At 50.3% G+C, this 14,940-nt stretch carries 17 protein-coding genes and 1 other RNA gene; 5 read left to right on the top strand and 13 right to left on the bottom strand.

Annotation, left to right across the window (positions count from 1 at the left end):
- The first annotated feature begins 80 nt into the window (after window positions 1–80).
- The 5 genes from AC3ARB_RS00560 to yaaA all read left to right on the top strand — a co-directional run bounded on the left by AC3ARB_RS00560 (window position 81) and on the right by yaaA (window position 4,031).
- Window positions 81–440, top strand: coding sequence for a DUF1304 domain-containing protein (locus tag AC3ARB_RS00560; RefSeq protein ID WP_488320654.1), 360 nt, complete (start codon window positions 81–83; stop codon window positions 438–440).
- Between the two features lie 73 nt (window positions 441–513).
- A non-coding RNA gene (ssrS, locus tag AC3ARB_RS00555) (6S RNA) lies at window positions 514–708 on the top strand.
- A gap of 415 nt (window positions 709–1,123) precedes the next feature.
- Complete coding sequence (gene zupT / locus AC3ARB_RS00550; RefSeq protein WP_488320653.1) at window positions 1,124–1,909, top strand: zinc transporter ZupT; 786 nt, start codon at window positions 1,124–1,126, stop codon at window positions 1,907–1,909.
- A gap of 419 nt (window positions 1,910–2,328) precedes the next feature.
- Window positions 2,329–3,177, top strand: a complete 849-nt coding sequence (locus AC3ARB_RS00545) for a VOC family protein (protein ID WP_488320652.1) — start codon at window positions 2,329–2,331, stop codon at window positions 3,175–3,177.
- Between the two features lie 140 nt (window positions 3,178–3,317).
- Entirely contained in the window at window positions 3,318–4,031 is a 714-nt protein-coding gene (yaaA, locus tag AC3ARB_RS00540; RefSeq protein WP_488320651.1) for a peroxide stress protein YaaA, read from the top strand.
- Window positions 4,032–4,411: 380 nt separating this feature from the next.
- On the opposite strand, the gene AC3ARB_RS00535 is transcribed toward yaaA, so the two are convergent.
- From AC3ARB_RS00535 to recA, 13 genes are all read right to left on the bottom strand, one after another.
- Entirely contained in the window at window positions 4,412–4,681 is a 270-nt protein-coding gene (locus tag AC3ARB_RS00535; RefSeq protein ID WP_488320650.1) for a DUF7957 family protein, read from the bottom strand.
- 311 nt (window positions 4,682–4,992) lie between these two features.
- Window positions 4,993–5,550 (bottom strand): anaerobic ribonucleoside-triphosphate reductase activating protein, encoded by a 558-nt coding sequence (gene nrdG, locus AC3ARB_RS00530; protein WP_488320649.1) that lies wholly within the window; start codon window positions 5,548–5,550, stop codon window positions 4,993–4,995.
- The gene (gene crcB / locus AC3ARB_RS00525; protein ID WP_488320648.1) at window positions 5,547–5,921 is read right to left on the bottom strand and encodes a fluoride efflux transporter CrcB; all 375 of its coding nucleotides are present in this window, start codon (window positions 5,919–5,921) and stop codon (window positions 5,547–5,549) included. Before crcB ends, nrdG begins: the two co-directional genes overlap by 4 nt.
- A gap of 19 nt (window positions 5,922–5,940) precedes the next feature.
- On the bottom strand, window positions 5,941–6,450 hold the full coding sequence (locus tag AC3ARB_RS00520) for a GNAT family N-acetyltransferase (protein ID WP_488320647.1): 510 nt from the start codon (window positions 6,448–6,450) through the stop codon (window positions 5,941–5,943).
- Between the two features lie 9 nt (window positions 6,451–6,459).
- A complete protein-coding gene (locus AC3ARB_RS00515; RefSeq protein WP_488320646.1) occupies window positions 6,460–7,395 on the bottom strand; it encodes a Gfo/Idh/MocA family protein in 936 nt (311 codons plus the stop codon).
- A 3-nt stretch (window positions 7,396–7,398) separates the two neighbouring features.
- Window positions 7,399–7,542, bottom strand: a complete 144-nt coding sequence (locus AC3ARB_RS00510) for a hypothetical protein (RefSeq protein ID WP_488320645.1) — start codon at window positions 7,540–7,542, stop codon at window positions 7,399–7,401.
- Between the two features lie 115 nt (window positions 7,543–7,657).
- Entirely contained in the window at window positions 7,658–9,811 is a 2,154-nt protein-coding gene (nrdD, locus tag AC3ARB_RS00505; protein ID WP_488320644.1) for an anaerobic ribonucleoside-triphosphate reductase, read from the bottom strand.
- Window positions 9,812–9,934: 123 nt separating this feature from the next.
- Entirely contained in the window at window positions 9,935–11,446 is a 1,512-nt protein-coding gene (locus AC3ARB_RS00500; protein ID WP_488320643.1) for a hypothetical protein, read from the bottom strand.
- A gap of 177 nt (window positions 11,447–11,623) precedes the next feature.
- Complete coding sequence (locus AC3ARB_RS00495; protein WP_488320642.1) at window positions 11,624–11,926, bottom strand: DUF1292 domain-containing protein; 303 nt, start codon at window positions 11,924–11,926, stop codon at window positions 11,624–11,626.
- A 19-nt stretch (window positions 11,927–11,945) separates the two neighbouring features.
- Window positions 11,946–12,365, bottom strand: coding sequence for a Holliday junction resolvase RuvX (gene ruvX, locus AC3ARB_RS00490; protein WP_488320641.1), 420 nt, complete (start codon window positions 12,363–12,365; stop codon window positions 11,946–11,948).
- Complete coding sequence (locus AC3ARB_RS00485) at window positions 12,362–12,631, bottom strand: IreB family regulatory phosphoprotein (protein WP_488320640.1); 270 nt, start codon at window positions 12,629–12,631, stop codon at window positions 12,362–12,364. Before AC3ARB_RS00485 ends, ruvX begins: the two co-directional genes overlap by 4 nt.
- Window positions 12,632–12,747: 116 nt before the next feature.
- Window positions 12,748–13,146, bottom strand: a complete 399-nt coding sequence (spx, locus tag AC3ARB_RS00480; protein WP_488320639.1) for a transcriptional regulator Spx — start codon at window positions 13,144–13,146, stop codon at window positions 12,748–12,750.
- A gap of 476 nt (window positions 13,147–13,622) precedes the next feature.
- Window positions 13,623–14,828 (bottom strand): recombinase RecA, encoded by a 1,206-nt coding sequence (gene recA, locus AC3ARB_RS00475; protein WP_488320638.1) that lies wholly within the window; start codon window positions 14,826–14,828, stop codon window positions 13,623–13,625.
- Window positions 14,829–14,940: the final 112 nt, after the last annotated feature.

Raw genomic sequence — 14,940 nt, 5'->3', positions numbered from 1 at the left:
ATAGAATCATAAGAAATGGCTGTGGTAAAGGAGGCCATCGACCGCCGCAAGGCCAAGCCCAACTAAAGGAGACCCCCTAAATGCACCCAATCACGATGGTTCTGGCCAGTCTTGTGGCCCTAGAGCACCTCTACATCTTTTATCTGGAGAGCCTGGTGCCTCAGTCCAGGCAGACGGCCAAGGTTTTTGGCCTGAGCGAGGCCAATCAGGCCAATCCGATGGTCATCACCCTCTTCAAAAACCAAGGGGCCTACAATCTGGGGCTGGCCCTGGCAATGGGCTACGGCCTGGTGACCGGCAACCGCGAACTGGTCACCCTCTTTGCCCTGTTTGTGGCTGGTGTGACCACTTATGGCGCCCTGACCTCCAGTCCAAAAATCCTTCTCACCCAGGGCGGACCAGCCCTTCTGACCCTCCTTCTCTTGCTGATTTTGGGATAGGTTCAAAAAATTGGGAACGGTTGCATAAAAAGGCTTGACTTTTGCCAGATTTTTGGTATTATAGAATCATAAGAAATGGCTGTGGTATACGAATTCACTTCCAAGTGTTGACCGACTATTTTTTGTATTTTTTGGGAAACGAGGACTGTTCAACAGTATGCAAGCTGGCCCACCCAGAAGCAACTAAGTTGGACACATGTTACCCCCCTTACCTTAGTGTGCGGGTTCAATACAAAACGTGAATCATCGGTACCAATACAGCTTTTTTCTTTTGCTTGAAACTGACGGCCAGCTCTCGCTGGCTTTTTGTGTGTCTGAATGGACTTGGTCAAGGTATATTTTCAGAAAAATTTCTGAAATCTATACAAAAGAAATCCTACCCTTCCCTCTCCTACCCATCGTCCTAGGACAAACGCATGAAGAAAACGACGATTTCAGAAAACAATTTTTCAGAGAAGTGTTGCACTTTTTAGATGAAAATTTTGGTATAATTTCCGTGAGATGGATAGAATAGTACCAAATATCGAGGTGTTTTCAAGATAATTTCTGAAAATGCATGTAACTAAAAAGATAGTTGCATGCATTTTCTTCATGCGTACGGCGTGCCCTCTTGCCACCAAACCTTGACAAGTTAAGTTTTTTTCTTTATATTGGAAACATTACAGTAAATGATAGGAAAACAGATGACCAATAACCTTCTCATGGCATTTCTACTGACGGCCATTGCTGGCCTCAGCACCGGTATCGGCAGCCTGATTGCCTTTGTCACCGACAGCAACAACAAAAAATTCCTCTCCGTCAGCCTGGGCTTTTCGGCTGGGGTCATGATTTATGTCTCCTTTGTGGAAATCTTTCCCAAAGCTCAGGAATTTCTCAGCCATGAGCTGGGGGATAAGCTAGGGAGCTGGGCCACGGCGGCCAGCTTCTTCGGAGGCATCGTTCTGATTGCCCTGATTGACAAACTGATTCCCAGCGAGGAAAACCCGCATGAAATCAAGACCCTTGACGACAACCCCAAACGCCTCATGCGGATGGGCCTGATGACTGCTCTAGCCATCGCCATCCACAACTTCCCTGAGGGCTTGGCCACCTTTGTCTCGGCCCTGCAAGACCCCAAGCTGGCTATTCCCATCGTGGTGGCCATCGCCATCCATAACATCCCCGAAGGCATGGCAGTCTCCGTCCCCATTTACCAGGCGACAGGCTCCAAAAAGCGGGCCTTTGCCTACTCCTTCCTGTCTGGGCTGGCTGAACCCATAGGGGCTCTGGTGGGCTGGTTCCTGCTCATGCCAGTCATGAACGACATGGTCTACGGCATGATTTTTGCCAGCGTGGCAGGCATCATGGTCTTCATCTCCCTGGACGAGCTCCTGCCGGCCGCCCATGAGTACGGCGAACACCACCTGTCCATCTACGGCCTGATTGCTGGTATGACTGTCATGGCCCTCAGCCTCTTGCTTTTTGTCTAGTCCTGCCCCTTGGCGGGCTTTTTCTTTTTGGAGAAATGGGAGTGGGGCAAAGGGTTCGATTTTCCCTCACTCCTCTCGTTTTTATAGCTCGGGCTGAAACAGTCTCCCAGACTGTTTCACTCCCACCCCCAAATCGCTCAAACAGCCTAAAATGGCTCTTTGAGGTGGTAGATTGAGCGATCAAAGCTCGCCACAATCGTTAGGGCTGTTCAGCTGATGAAATCAGCGAATTAGGGGTAGAATTGCTAGGCAACTCAGGATTTCCCACCTCCAAGGCTCAAACGCCTTGAAGCACTCAACCACTGCGTCTTGCACAACAACCGACAAATTATTGAGAGGCTATTCTCCAAAACCTCCTGCTTTACTTTGTCACTAATTAGTGTTATTATAGTCCTATCAACTCAAGAAGGAGGCCTCCCATGCCCTACAATTCTCCCCTACAACTTGGCACCGTCGCCCTCAATGTCCGCAATCTGGATCTCCAAAGTCTCTTCTACCAACAGGTCATTGGCCTGAAAGTCTTGTCAGCTGATGACAGGACGGTGGATTTGGGGGTTCCTGGCCTGGCCCAGCCCCTGGTCCGCCTGATTCAGACCGACCAGGAGACTGAACGGACTTATGGCCTCTACCATCTGGCCATCCTCCACCCTAGCCGTGAGAGCCTGGCCCAACATTTCCGCCACCTGCTGGTCAACCAAGTTCCCCTGCAAGGGGCTTCGGACCACGGTTACAGCGAAGCCATTTACCTGGCCGACACCGAGGGCAACGGCATCGAGCTCTATCAGGACAAGCCTGTGGACACCTGGCAGATCGAGGCCGATGGCCGCATTATCGGCGTTACTGAGGCCATGGACGCTGACGGCCTCTTGGCCCTCAGCCAAGACCAGGAAGGCCCCTACCTGCTGCCTGCTGGCACCAGCATGGGCCACGTCCACCTCAGCGTTCAGGACGCCAGCACTAGCTCCCAGCTCTACCAGACCCTCTTTGGCATGGGGGACAAGTTCTCTATGCCGACTGCTTCGTGGATTGCGGCAGGCACCTACCACCACCACCTGGCCGTCAACCAGTGGGCCGGCCGCCACTTGGCTGCCAGAACCCCTGGCCAACCTGGCCTAGCCTACCTGACCCTAGAGGTGCTTGACCCTGCCGTTTTTGCTCGTATGGGGGAAATGGCAGAGCAGCACCAGGTCACTATCCTTGAAAAAACGGCTGACCAGCTCCTCATCGAGGATGGTCTAGGCATTCGCTTTGTCATCAAGTTGGTCTAGTTATCCACAGGACCTGTTGGGAAAAAGCCCAGAAAACAAGCCTTATTAACAGACTTATCCACATTATCCACAGGACTTTTCCACAGAATTGTGGGAAAGTCTGACTTGACTGGGGAAAAACTTGCCTTTACAATAGAAGTATGAAATTTCTAATCCCAACCGCCAAGGAGATGATAGCTCCTAAACAAGCTCCCCAACCCCTACCAAGTTCGCAAGCGGCAGCCATTGCCCAAACCCTCAGCCAACTTAGCAGCGACCAGCTGGCCAAGCTCTATAAGATTAGCCCTGATGCGGCCGTCAAAGAATGGGGCCGTTGGCAGGACCTGGTGGCTGGTAGGGCCCAAACTGCTCCTGCAGTTCAGCTCTTTAACGGCCTCATGTACCGCCAGCTGGCTGATCGTACCAGTTCCTATCTGGCTGAGAGGGTTTTGATTACCTCGGCCCTCTACGGGGTCATGCCAGCCGACCATCTGATTGCCCCCCACCGCCTGGATTTTCAGCAGGCCATCAAGATTGAGGAACAGGGCCTCAAAGCCTTCTGGCGGGAGGCCTATGATGCAGCGGTAGCGGCTGACGACACCCTGGTTTCCCTGCTATCCAGCGAGTTTGAGGACATCTTTTCCAAGCCCATCCGTGAGCGGTTTATCACCGTTCGTTTCCACGAGGAAAAATCTGGCCAGCTCAAGACCCATTCGACCATTTCCAAGAAAGGGCGAGGGCTTCTCCTCAATCAAGCCTGTCTGGAAGCTGTGGAAACCTTGGATCAACTCAAAAACCTGACCTTTGCAGGCTTTGCCTACCGAGCCGACCTGTCCAGCGACAGGGAGTTGGTCTATGTCAAACCTGTGGATTAACAAAAAAGAGCCGTCTGGCTCTTTTTTAATCAGGCCAGCCTGGTCAATGCTCAAAAACTCTGGACAACCTGTGCTAGCTGACTTTTGCAGACTTTTCCTACCAATCTGATTTGTCTATGTCTGACAAGTTGACTAAAAATTAAAAAGCCAGCATCAACCAAATCCTTTAAATTTTTATAGATTGAATAACAGATTCAAACTCTTGTCGAATAGTTTCAATATCTGTTTCTGGAGCTTGTAAATCAATACGATTTGATAGGTGATTAACCGCATTGCTATAAGCTGTCGCAACTTCCTGCATTTGTTGAAGCTGACCTATAGAACCAGGTTGATAACTGCCAACATTCCTTATAAGAAATTTTTATATACTCAATACTTCTTTATCTCAAATAAATTTTATCAACAACTTTTAATTCACTAAGCTCAATATCATATTGAACACTCAGATCAGATATTACAGATAATATATAATTGTTTTTTTTGACAATATTAACCATGCCCGTTGGATTTTTAATTTTTAATATATCATTGATTTTCCATATTAATTCTCCTTCTTTGTCAAAAGCTAGAACATTATTTGGTTCAATAACTTCGCTGTCAATAAGCACAATAATTAGTGTGTCAAATTCTATTTTCTTTTTTATATCCATTTCAAAAATAGCTCCTTTTTATGGTAATTTACTTATATCCTTAAACCATTCAGTATCTCTTTCATCTTGGAATAGCGGATGTGATTGATGTCATGACAAATCTATCTGGTATCGTATTAGGTTATTTAGCTTTGGATTTGCTAAGAGATTTTGGGTGGAAAACCCAAACAGATAGTACTTATATCTACTTTTACAGAAAATGAAAATTGTTCTCAAAAAGAGCCAGGTGGCTCTTTTTTTGTATGCTTAACCGTTTTTTTGAAACTTTTCAGAAAACTAAATGATAACCCTAGCACTCCTAGCCAGACTAGTCACCGCACCAATTTCTCCCAGATGACCACCTGCTGGCTGGCTAGGGATTTGGCCACATCGATAATGCGTTGGTTGGATGACCCTCGAAATTGCAGGGTCAGGTCTCGTTTGGTGCGGTCAAAGCGGCCATCCACCAAAATATCAACTAAAGAGAGCAATTCCAGCTTATCTGGGGTTTCCAACATCAGCTCCTCCCAGGTATAGCCTGTCCAGGACCAGATATCCTTGTCAGGCAATTCCTCACGCACCCGCTTGACCAGGGGAATCAAAATCCCTGTGTTGAGAAAAGGTTCGCCTCCCAGTAAGGTCAAGCCTTGGACATAGGGCTGGCTCAGGTCAGCCATGATTTGCTCCTCTAGCTCGGACGTGTAGGGAACACCTGCTCGGAAATTCCAGGTGGCGACGTTGTAACAGCCCTCGCAGTGGAAGGGGCAACCGGCCACGTAGAGGGAACACCGCACCCCTTCACCATCGACAAAGTTAAAGGCCTTGTAGTCCATGATTCGTCCCTGGCTGAGCTCTTCGGCTTTCCATTCTTGTGGTTTGGGGTTGTTCATCGCAGGCCTCCCGTACGCATAGCCAGATACCTGCCAAACATCAGGGCAATCAAGCAGGCCAGGATACTGCTGACGCTATACACCAGGGTCAGACTATAGGCTTGCTGATCCACCAGTCGCACCGTTTCTAAAGAAAAGCTAGAAAAGGTGGTAAAACCACCGCAAAAACCCACCTTCCAAAAGAGGGTCAGGTCTGGTGATAGGAGTTTTCGCTCTTCTGATAAGCCAATCACCAGCCCCATCACAAAAGCTCCTAAAACGTTGGTCAAAAAGGTGGCCAGAGACCAGGTTGACGAGAAAGGCAAGAGGCTGAGGCCATAACGACAAACCGCTCCAAGCCCTCCACCAAAGGCAACGATGATGACATTCATCCTTGATCCCCTCCTTTTTCTAGATTGATTTTTCCAGCGCCACCCAATACCGTTCAGTTCCCTGACGGACATCTTCCAAAACACCGCCGTTGGCGAGGATAGTCGCCCGACTGGCTGGATTGGTCTCCGAACAGGTGATCAGCACCCGCTGGATGTTTTTCTGAGGGCACTCCAAGAGGCCCAGCCGCAGCTGCTCCTTGGCGTAGCCCTTGCCCCGCTGGCTGGGGCGGATAGAGTAACCGATATGGCCACCCTGCTCCAGCAGAAAATCGTTGAGCCGCAAGCGGAGGTGTAAGAAGCCCAGAGCCCGTCCCTCCTCATCAAAGGAAACAAACTGGACAGCTGGCACGAACTCGGCTGAGGTATTGAGGCCCAGCTCGGCATCGGCATTGTACTGAAGCCAGTCAGCGTAGTCAAAGCCCTCTGGCTCCCAAAAGCCACCGGCAATGGCTGAACCTGTGGCCAAAAATTCCGCCATCATCTCTTCTACGGCCGCCTGGTCGGCGGCGGTTGGTCGCCTTAATTGCATACAATCACCCTATTCTGGCAGGGTCAGGTCCAGCTGTCCCTTGCTTACTCCTGCTTGGTTGATTTGGTGGCAGAGCCAATGGCTGAGCAGGCTACTGCTTGGGTCAACTGGATTTTGCCCCGTCTGGATAGCTTGGATAAAGCTGTCCACCGCTGTCTCAAAGCCACGTTTGTAGAGGGTTCTGTCCCAGGAACCAAACTGTTTCGTGGTCTGGTCATCGCCAACAATGCTGGTCAAGCGGTCCAGGTTTTCCAACTGGTAAGTGCCTGCTGGGGTCTGAACCTCCATGATTTCCAGACGAGACCCTGCTTGCAGGTTCATGCCCACCTCAATCAGCTCCCCTTGGTCGGTTTCCAGGGTCACCTGAACCTGACGTAGTTTCCCCTCTAGGGTCAGCTGGTAACGGAAGTCCCCATCAACCGCTCGGCCATTAGCCAAAAACAGGGCCGTGTCCAAGGGATGGATGAAGAGGTCAAAGAGCTTGAAGGTCAAGTCGTTGGGGCGATTGACGTCGTTTTTCTCCACCCGAATCTTGGTCTTGTTGGGCAGGCTGGCCAGCTCGGCTACCCGAGGGGCAAAGCGGCGGTTGAATCCAGCCATGAGAACGGTCTGGTGCTGATCAGCCAGCTGATAGAGGCTTCGGGTCGTCGCATAATCCTCGGTCAGGGGTTTGTCCATGTAAACGGGAATGCCTCGGCTCAGAAACTGGCTAGCCAGCTCCTCGTGGGCTACTGTGGCGGCATGAATGAAGACCCCATCTAGGTGCTGGGCCAAGAGGTCGTCCAAGCTGGTATAGGTCGTGGCCTGCCCAAAAAGGGCAGCCGTTTCAGCCAGCACCATCTGATTACGGGTAAAAAGGTGCCACTCAATCCCAGCCAAGCTCCGCATGTAGGGCAGATAGGCCTTCTGGCTAATGCCCCCGATACCGATAATCCCTAGCTTCATGGCCTAACCCTTCTTGATGGTCTTGGCAGCAAAACGAGCCTTGAGGTCTTTTACCTTATCCGCCTTATCGTTTTGCCCTGTCGAATGTTTCTCGTGAAACCTCGTCACCTGTGCTTTTCCCTTGTCGTCGAGTTGATACTTGCCCATATTGGCCTCCTTTTGCGTTTATTGTCTAGCTTACCATATTCCAGGCCCGCTCGCAAGTTTCCTTTTTGGGGAAATAGCTGAGCTGGGCAGGATGATTTCCTTGATCAGCTGATGCCTACAAACTAGACCCATTCATGTGCTTGACCCTGGCGGTGATTTCCTTGTGGCGACCAGCCACCATGGGCCTAGCCTGGGGATTGCCCAGGTAGCCACAGGTTCGCTTGACCACATCCACCGTCTTGGGGTCAGTATTGCCGCAGGCTGGGCAACGAAAGCCCCTGGCCGTCGGGTCAAATTCCCCCTCGTAGCCACAGGCGTAACACTTGTCAATGGGCGTATTGGTTCCCAGATAACCCACTCTGTCGTAGGCATAATCCCAGACCGCCTCCAGGGCCTTGGGGTTCTGTTGGAGAACAGGGTATTCGCAGTAGTGGATAAAGCCACCCGTGGCCCCTGCCTCTGGGTAGGCCTGTTCAAAGGCCAGCTTCTCAAAGGGATTGGGATTTTTCCGAACATCGTAATGGAAAGAGTTGGTGTAGTAACCCTTGTCAGTCATGTCCTCTACCGAGCCAAATTTGGCGGTGTCCAACCGGCAAAAGCGGTCAGTCAAGCTCTCTGACGGGGTCGAATAGACTGAAAAATGGTAGTCGTATTGGTCAGACCAGGCCTGGCAGACCGCCTTGAGCCGACCAATGATGTCTAGGGTAAAGGTCTTGGCAGTCGGATTGGCCTCCCAGTCCCCACCATAAAAGGCGGCAGCCACCTCGTACAAACCGATGTAGCCTAGAGAAATCGTTGCCCGACGGTTCTTGAAGACCTGGTCAACAGCCTCATCCGCCCCCAAGCGGTGGCCAAAAGCCCCATGCTGGTAGAGGATAGGAGCATTGGTTGGCTGAGCTTCCTTGACCCGCTTGAGGCGGTAGAGCAGGGCTTCTTTGACCACCGCCAACCGCTCCTCCAAAAGTTGCCAGAAGACGGCCTGGTCACCCAGGACCTCCAAGGCAATCCGAGGCAGGTTGAGGGTCACCACCCCCAAATTCATTCGACCAGAATTGACCTCTCCGCCCTGCTCATCTGTCCAGCCCTGCAAAAAGGAGCGACAGCCCATAGGTACCTTGAAGGAGCCTGTCAGCTCTACCACCTTGTCGTAGGACAGAACATCTGGGTACATTCGCTTGGTGGCACAGGTCAGGGCCAGTTGCTTGAGGTCATAGTTGGGGCTGTCTGGCTCCAAATTCAAGCCCCGTTTGAGGGTGAAAATCAATTTTGGAAAAATGGCTGTCCGCCCCTCCCGCCCCAACCCCTTGATGCGGATGGTCAGGATGGCTTTTTGAATTTCCCGCTCCAGCCAGCTGGTTCCCAACCCGAAACCTAGAGACACAAATGGGGTCTGGCCATTGGAACTGAAGAGGGTATTGATTTCGTATTCCAAGCTCTGCATGGCATCGTAAATGTCCTTACAGGTCTTTTCCCGAGCATAGGCTGTAACATTTTCCCCGCTCAGCCATTTCCCCGCCTCAGCCACATGCTTGTCGTAGTTGAGCTGGGCATAAGGAGCCAAGAGTTCATCCACCCGGTCGGCCGAGCAGCCCCCATACTGACTTGACGCCACGTTGGCGATGATCTGAGACATCTGGGCCGTGGCCGTCTGAATGGACCGAGGCGGCTCCACATCAGCGTTGCCAATCCGAAAGCCCTGAGCCAGCATCCCCGCAAAATCAATCAAACAGCAGTTGGTCATGGGCGTGTAGGGGCTATAATCCAAATCATGAAAGTGGAGGATACCCTTATAGTGGGCCTTGGCGACCGCTGGCGGCAAGAGTCGCAAGCCCCGACACTTGGCCACCGCCCCCGCCATCAGGTCCCGCTGGGTGTTAAAGACCCGAGCGTCCTTGTTGGCATTCTCATGCACCAACTGACTATCCGCTGCCTCCAAACCAGCCAGGGCCTGATTGAGGTCCTGGGCCCGCTCAAAACCAGCCCGCTCCCCTCGACCAAAGCCCTCATAGGCCTGGGCCAACTCCTGTCGCCCCAACTGCCGCAGCACGCTAGCCACCTGATCCGCCAAACGACTGGTCTGGCGGTCATATTCTGGCAAAGCCAATAGCAGAGCTGTTACTCGGTCGGTTACTGCCCGCCAAACCTCCTCCTGGCTGGCCCTATCGGCCAGCTGGTAGTAGCCCCCTGCCAAGGCCAAGCTCCGATAAATCTTGTTGCCATCAAAGGCTTCTAATCGCCCGTCTCGTTTCACCAACAGGATCTCTCCCATGCCAATCCCTCTTCTCTATCTTGTTATTTTTTTCACGTGAAGTCTTTCTCAATTATAGCTCAACTAGACAAAAAAATCAATATCTTGTGGTCTGTTTTTTCATCAGACACAAGATATTGATGTTTAATCCAATTCGTAAAGGGTGTAGAGGTCGATGCCTTCCAGAGTAACGGGTTTATAATGGGCCATCAACTCCTGATGAACCGCCTCTGGCAGAGGAAGCGACTTGTTAACCAAGACATAACTGGAACCGCCTTGCAAAAACTCATCCACAAAGAGATTTTCCTGAGCTGAACCCTTGCCTCCAAAAACAGCCAAAGGTCGGGAGGTTCCTGACAGGGTCTGGGTCGCTTGATAAACCTGGGCGTTATCATCCCAAACCACCAAATATTCACCCGAGAGGGTTTTATCTGCCAGGTAGGTCGCAACTTGTTGTGACTGGGCAAAATAGGCCTGGTGGCTCATCTGATGATAAGCAGCATGAGCCAATCCAAAGACCAAGACAACCAGAGGGAAAAAGAGGTAGCCTGCTAAAATGCCTTTACCTGAACCCATTTGCTTTGATTTTCGGCTCAGTTGCAGGCCATCTCCTTCATCCTTGACAGGAGAATAAGCCAGGGCAGTCAACAGCAAGGCAAACGGCACCAGCAAGAGCAAATCCGAGAACCCTAAATCAGGGCTGAGCAAACCAATCATCAGGTAAGCCAGACTAGATAGGGTCAAGAGAATAAGAATGGCTTGCTGCTCGGCCATTTTCCCAAAAAAGCGAGGTAGAAAGACTAGGCCACTCAGGAGGCCAGAAGCCAGTAAAACAGCCAATCGCCCTGTAAACAACCAAAGGGACTGGCCTCTGACAAGCAGGAGGGGGGCAAAGAGGGTTTGGTTCAGATAAGGACCAAGCACCTGGAGGTTTACCATCAGGTAAACAGCTGGATAAGCCAATAAAATGCCACCAAAGAGCATTGCCAACACCTGATAAAAGCCCCTGGCCCAGAGGCGGCGGCGGGCATTGACCACCAGTAGGTTGACCAGGGCTAAGAGCCAAAATAGCCAGGTTCGAGGTTCAAACCCAATGGCTAAAACAGCAGCTAAACCATAGGCGATAAACACTTCGTCGGATCTTAGGCCGTGATAGGCGGTCACCAGAAGCCAAAGCCCCAGCAAGACAAAGGCACTCGCCAACTGAATCGGATAAAAACCACCGAGACCAAAGGCTAGTTGTAGCAGGTAAAAACCAATCGCAAATTGCAGGCTCAGAGCCCTCTCTCGGGTTAAAAAGAGCACCATTTTATAAAGGTAAACCCCAGCCAAGTAAAGGCAGAGAGCCTGTACCGCCAAAAAGAGGTAGGGGCCAGCCAGAGCTTGTGAGAGGGCCGCCAAACCCTGATAGAAAACTCCCGAACGGCTCACCGTATCCAAGTAGGGCAACTCCCCTTGGAACATGGACCAGGTCGTATAAGTTTCTAACCACTGAGCTGGAGTTTTTAAGCTAGGAACCAAATGATAAACTACAGATCCTAGAGACACCAGCAAGGCCCAAACCAAGAGGTAAAATCGGTGCAAGAGTGGCAGCTTAAACTCACTCAACTCCCGTTGAGGCCGAACAGGCTCCCGCCAGTTGCTCATATCAGTCATCGTGTCTTACTTCCTTCATGGTTGCCTAGCAACCCAAAATATCTTCCCTACCAGTATAGCAAAATCTCCCAAGTAGGCAAAGCCTAATCATCAAAAAACTGAAAATATTTTCTCGAAAATCACAATCATTTTCAGAAAAAATAAAAACCGGAAAACAAGTTTCCAGTTTTACAGACCTTAGGCCTCTTCGTCAATAAAGCTGTTGAAGACTTCTTCAATCATGTCCCACTCAGCATCTGAATCTTCAGGGATTGGTTGCAAATCGCCTTCTGTACCGTCTTCGTTTTCTGTGTAAGAGTAGGCTTGGATTTCGATTTCACCAGCCTCGTCCTCTTCAGCACCTGCTGGCACCAAGAGGACGTAGTTCTTACCGAACTCCTCACGACCGTCAATGGTCAAGAGAATTTCAAAGAGGGTTTCATTGCCGTTTTCATCGACAAGGGTGATGACATCGTGGTCATGTTCGTGGTTATGTGACATATCTGTCTCCTTTTCTATTTTAGAACGACCGATCAAGGTAGTTCTGCAAAATCAGCTGAGCTGCTAATTTATCAATGACTTTTTTACGTTTATTGCGGCTAACATCAGCTTGTTCAATCAGCATCCGCTCAGCCTCAACCGTGGTCAATCGCTCGTCCTGGTAATCAACAGGCAGGCCAAACCGCTCGGCTACCAAGGTCCCGTAGGCTTGGCTGGCCTCTGCACGTGGACCCAGGCTGTTGTTCATGTTTTTTGGAAGGCCAATAACAATCTTCGACACCTGGTGCAACTTAATCAGCTCTGCCAAGCGCTCCAAACCAAAGTCTTCCTTGCCCTCATCAATGCTAATGATTTCAAGCCCCTGAGCTGTAAAGCCTAGCGGGTCACTGAGGGCAACCCCGACGGTTTTTGAACCGACATCTAATCCCATGACTCTCATTTTACGTCAATCCCGTTTCCTTTAAGATAGAAGCGAACCAGCTCTTCCACCAATTCATCTCGCTCATACTGACGGATTTGGTTACGGGCGTCATTATAACGGGGAACATAGGCAGGGTCACCACTCAAAATATAGCCCACAATCTGGTTAATCGGCTGGTAGCCCTTTTCACTGAGGGAACTATAAACAGCTGTCAGAGTGTCACTGATATTCTTTTTATTGTAATCATCAAGATTAAAACGGACAGTATCTTCGGTAAATCCCATTTCGCCACCTGCTTTCTATCTTTTATTACCTATTATAACTGATTTTTGATTTTTTTTCAAGAACCTCACTCAAAAATCAAGGGACGAGGGCAACCTTGCCCTCGTCCCAACATGCCTTAAAAGGCCGCTCGTAGGCGAGCTTCTGAGTTTTCCACATCACGCACCGCACGCGGCAGGAAAATGCGAATATCATCTTCCTTATAGCCAACTTGCAGCCGCTTGCCATCAACCAAAATCGGACTTTTCAAAATCCGTGGGTTCTCCAGAATCAAGTCAATGACTTGATTGAGACTCAAGTCCTCCACATCAAAATCAAAGGCCTTAACATAACGGTTTTTGGCAGAGATAATGCTCTCCACACCGCTCTCCGTCTTAGACAAAATGTCCAAAATCTCAGCTCTAGTCAAGGGTTCCTTGCCGATATTTTGCTCCTTGTAGGCCAGTTTATGGTCGTTGAGCCAGGTCTTGGCTTTTTTACATGAGGTACAGCTCGAAATGGTATAAATCTTAATCATCACATCACTACCTTTCTATTGGCTTCATGTTACCATTATAGCACAAACTAAAAGCAATCGTTGTCGGTCCTGGGACTGATTTTAGGAAGCTCTTTTGAGGAAAATTTTCTTGTTTTCCAGCAAATGACGAACGTTCTAATGAAAGGGAGCGACCTAAAACAGTCCACTGGACTTTCGCTCCTTTTCCGTTTTCGGGGAGCGACCTAAAACAGTCCACTGGACTTTCGCTCCTTTTCCGTTTTCGGGGAGCGACCTAAAACAGTCCATTGGGCTTTCGCTCCTTTTCCGTTTTCGGGGAGCGACCTAAAACAGTCCACTGGACTTTCGCTCCTTTTCCGTTTTCGGGAAGCGACCTAAAACAGTCCACTGGACTCTCGCTCCTTTTCCGTTTTCGGGGAGCGACCTAAAACAGTCCACTGGACTCTCGCTCCTTTCTCGTTTTCGGGGAGCGACCTAAAACAGTCCACTGGACTGTTTTAGTCATCAATCTCCACGTCATCAGTGTCGTCAAGGTCCAACTCCAGCAGGTCCAGTTCTTCCTGGTCCTCGTCTGCTTTGTCTGCCTTCTTATCCGCCACTTTTTTCTTGCTAGTATCTGCATCAATAACTGGCAGTTCTTCACCCTCTGCTGGTTCAATCAGCCCATAGTGGAGACGGACCTTACGGTCAATCTCAGCAAAAGCTTCAGGATTCTCCTTGAGAAAGTCCTTGGCTTTTTCAGAACCTTGACCGATTTTTTCGCCATTATAAGAGTACCAAGCACCTGATTTTTTGACGATGTCCATCTCGGTCGCAATTTTCAAGAGTTCCCCCGTCGGCGAAATGCCTTCCCCGTACATGATTTCCACGAGGGCTTCCTTGAATGGCGGAGCAACCTTGTTTTTCACGACCTTAATCTTGGTTTCACGACCAATGGTTTCTCCCTTACGGTCACCTGTTCCTTCAACCTTATTTGATGTGCCACGCACATCCAAACGGACAGAGGCATAGAATTTGAGGGCCCGTCCACCAGGGGTAGTTTCTGGGTTACCAAACATGACCCCAACCTTCTCCCGCAACTGGTTGATAAAGATGGCGATGGTCTTGGTCTTGTTGATAGAGGCTCCCAGTTTACGCATGGCCTGGCTCATCATCCGAGCCTGGAGGCCCACGTGACTATCACCGATGTCACCGTCAATCTCAGCACGAGGCACCAGAGCCGCTACCGAGTCAATAACCACCAGGTCGATAGCCCCTGAGTCAATCAGTTTACCCGCAATCTCCAGACCCTGCTCACCAGAGTCAGGCTGAGACAGGAGAAGCTCGTCAATGTTGACACCCAGAGCCTGGGCATACAATGGGTCAAGGGCATGCTCGGCGTCAATAAAGGCTGCGATGCCGCCTTCTTTCTGACACTGGGCAACGGCGTGCAGGGCAACCGTGGTCTTACCAGAACTCTCTGGCCCGTAGATTTCCACGATACGGCCCTTAGGGTAACCGCCTGCACCCAGAGCGATGTCGAGCGCCAGCGAGCCTGAGCTCATGACCTGAACTTTTTGTTCAGCTCGTTCGCCCAGTTTCATGATGGCCCCCTTACCGAAGTCCTTCTCGATTAACTTGAGGGCTTCATTGAGGGCTTTTTCACGTTCCTCACCAAATTTCTTGGTGATTTCAACTGGTTTTTTACTTGTTTTTTTAGCCATGATGTCTCCTTTTTCTATTCGGAAGCTGTCGTTATCATCGAAGTGCTTAATTGACGCAGCTAGTGTTGACGCCATCGAGGAACAGTTTCGCAGGCATACTGACCGTATGGCT

Source organism: Streptococcus sp. ZY171113 (assembly GCF_057748235.1).
The sequence above is the reverse complement of the archived record's forward strand: the minus strand, read 5'-3'. Positions and strand labels throughout refer to the sequence as shown.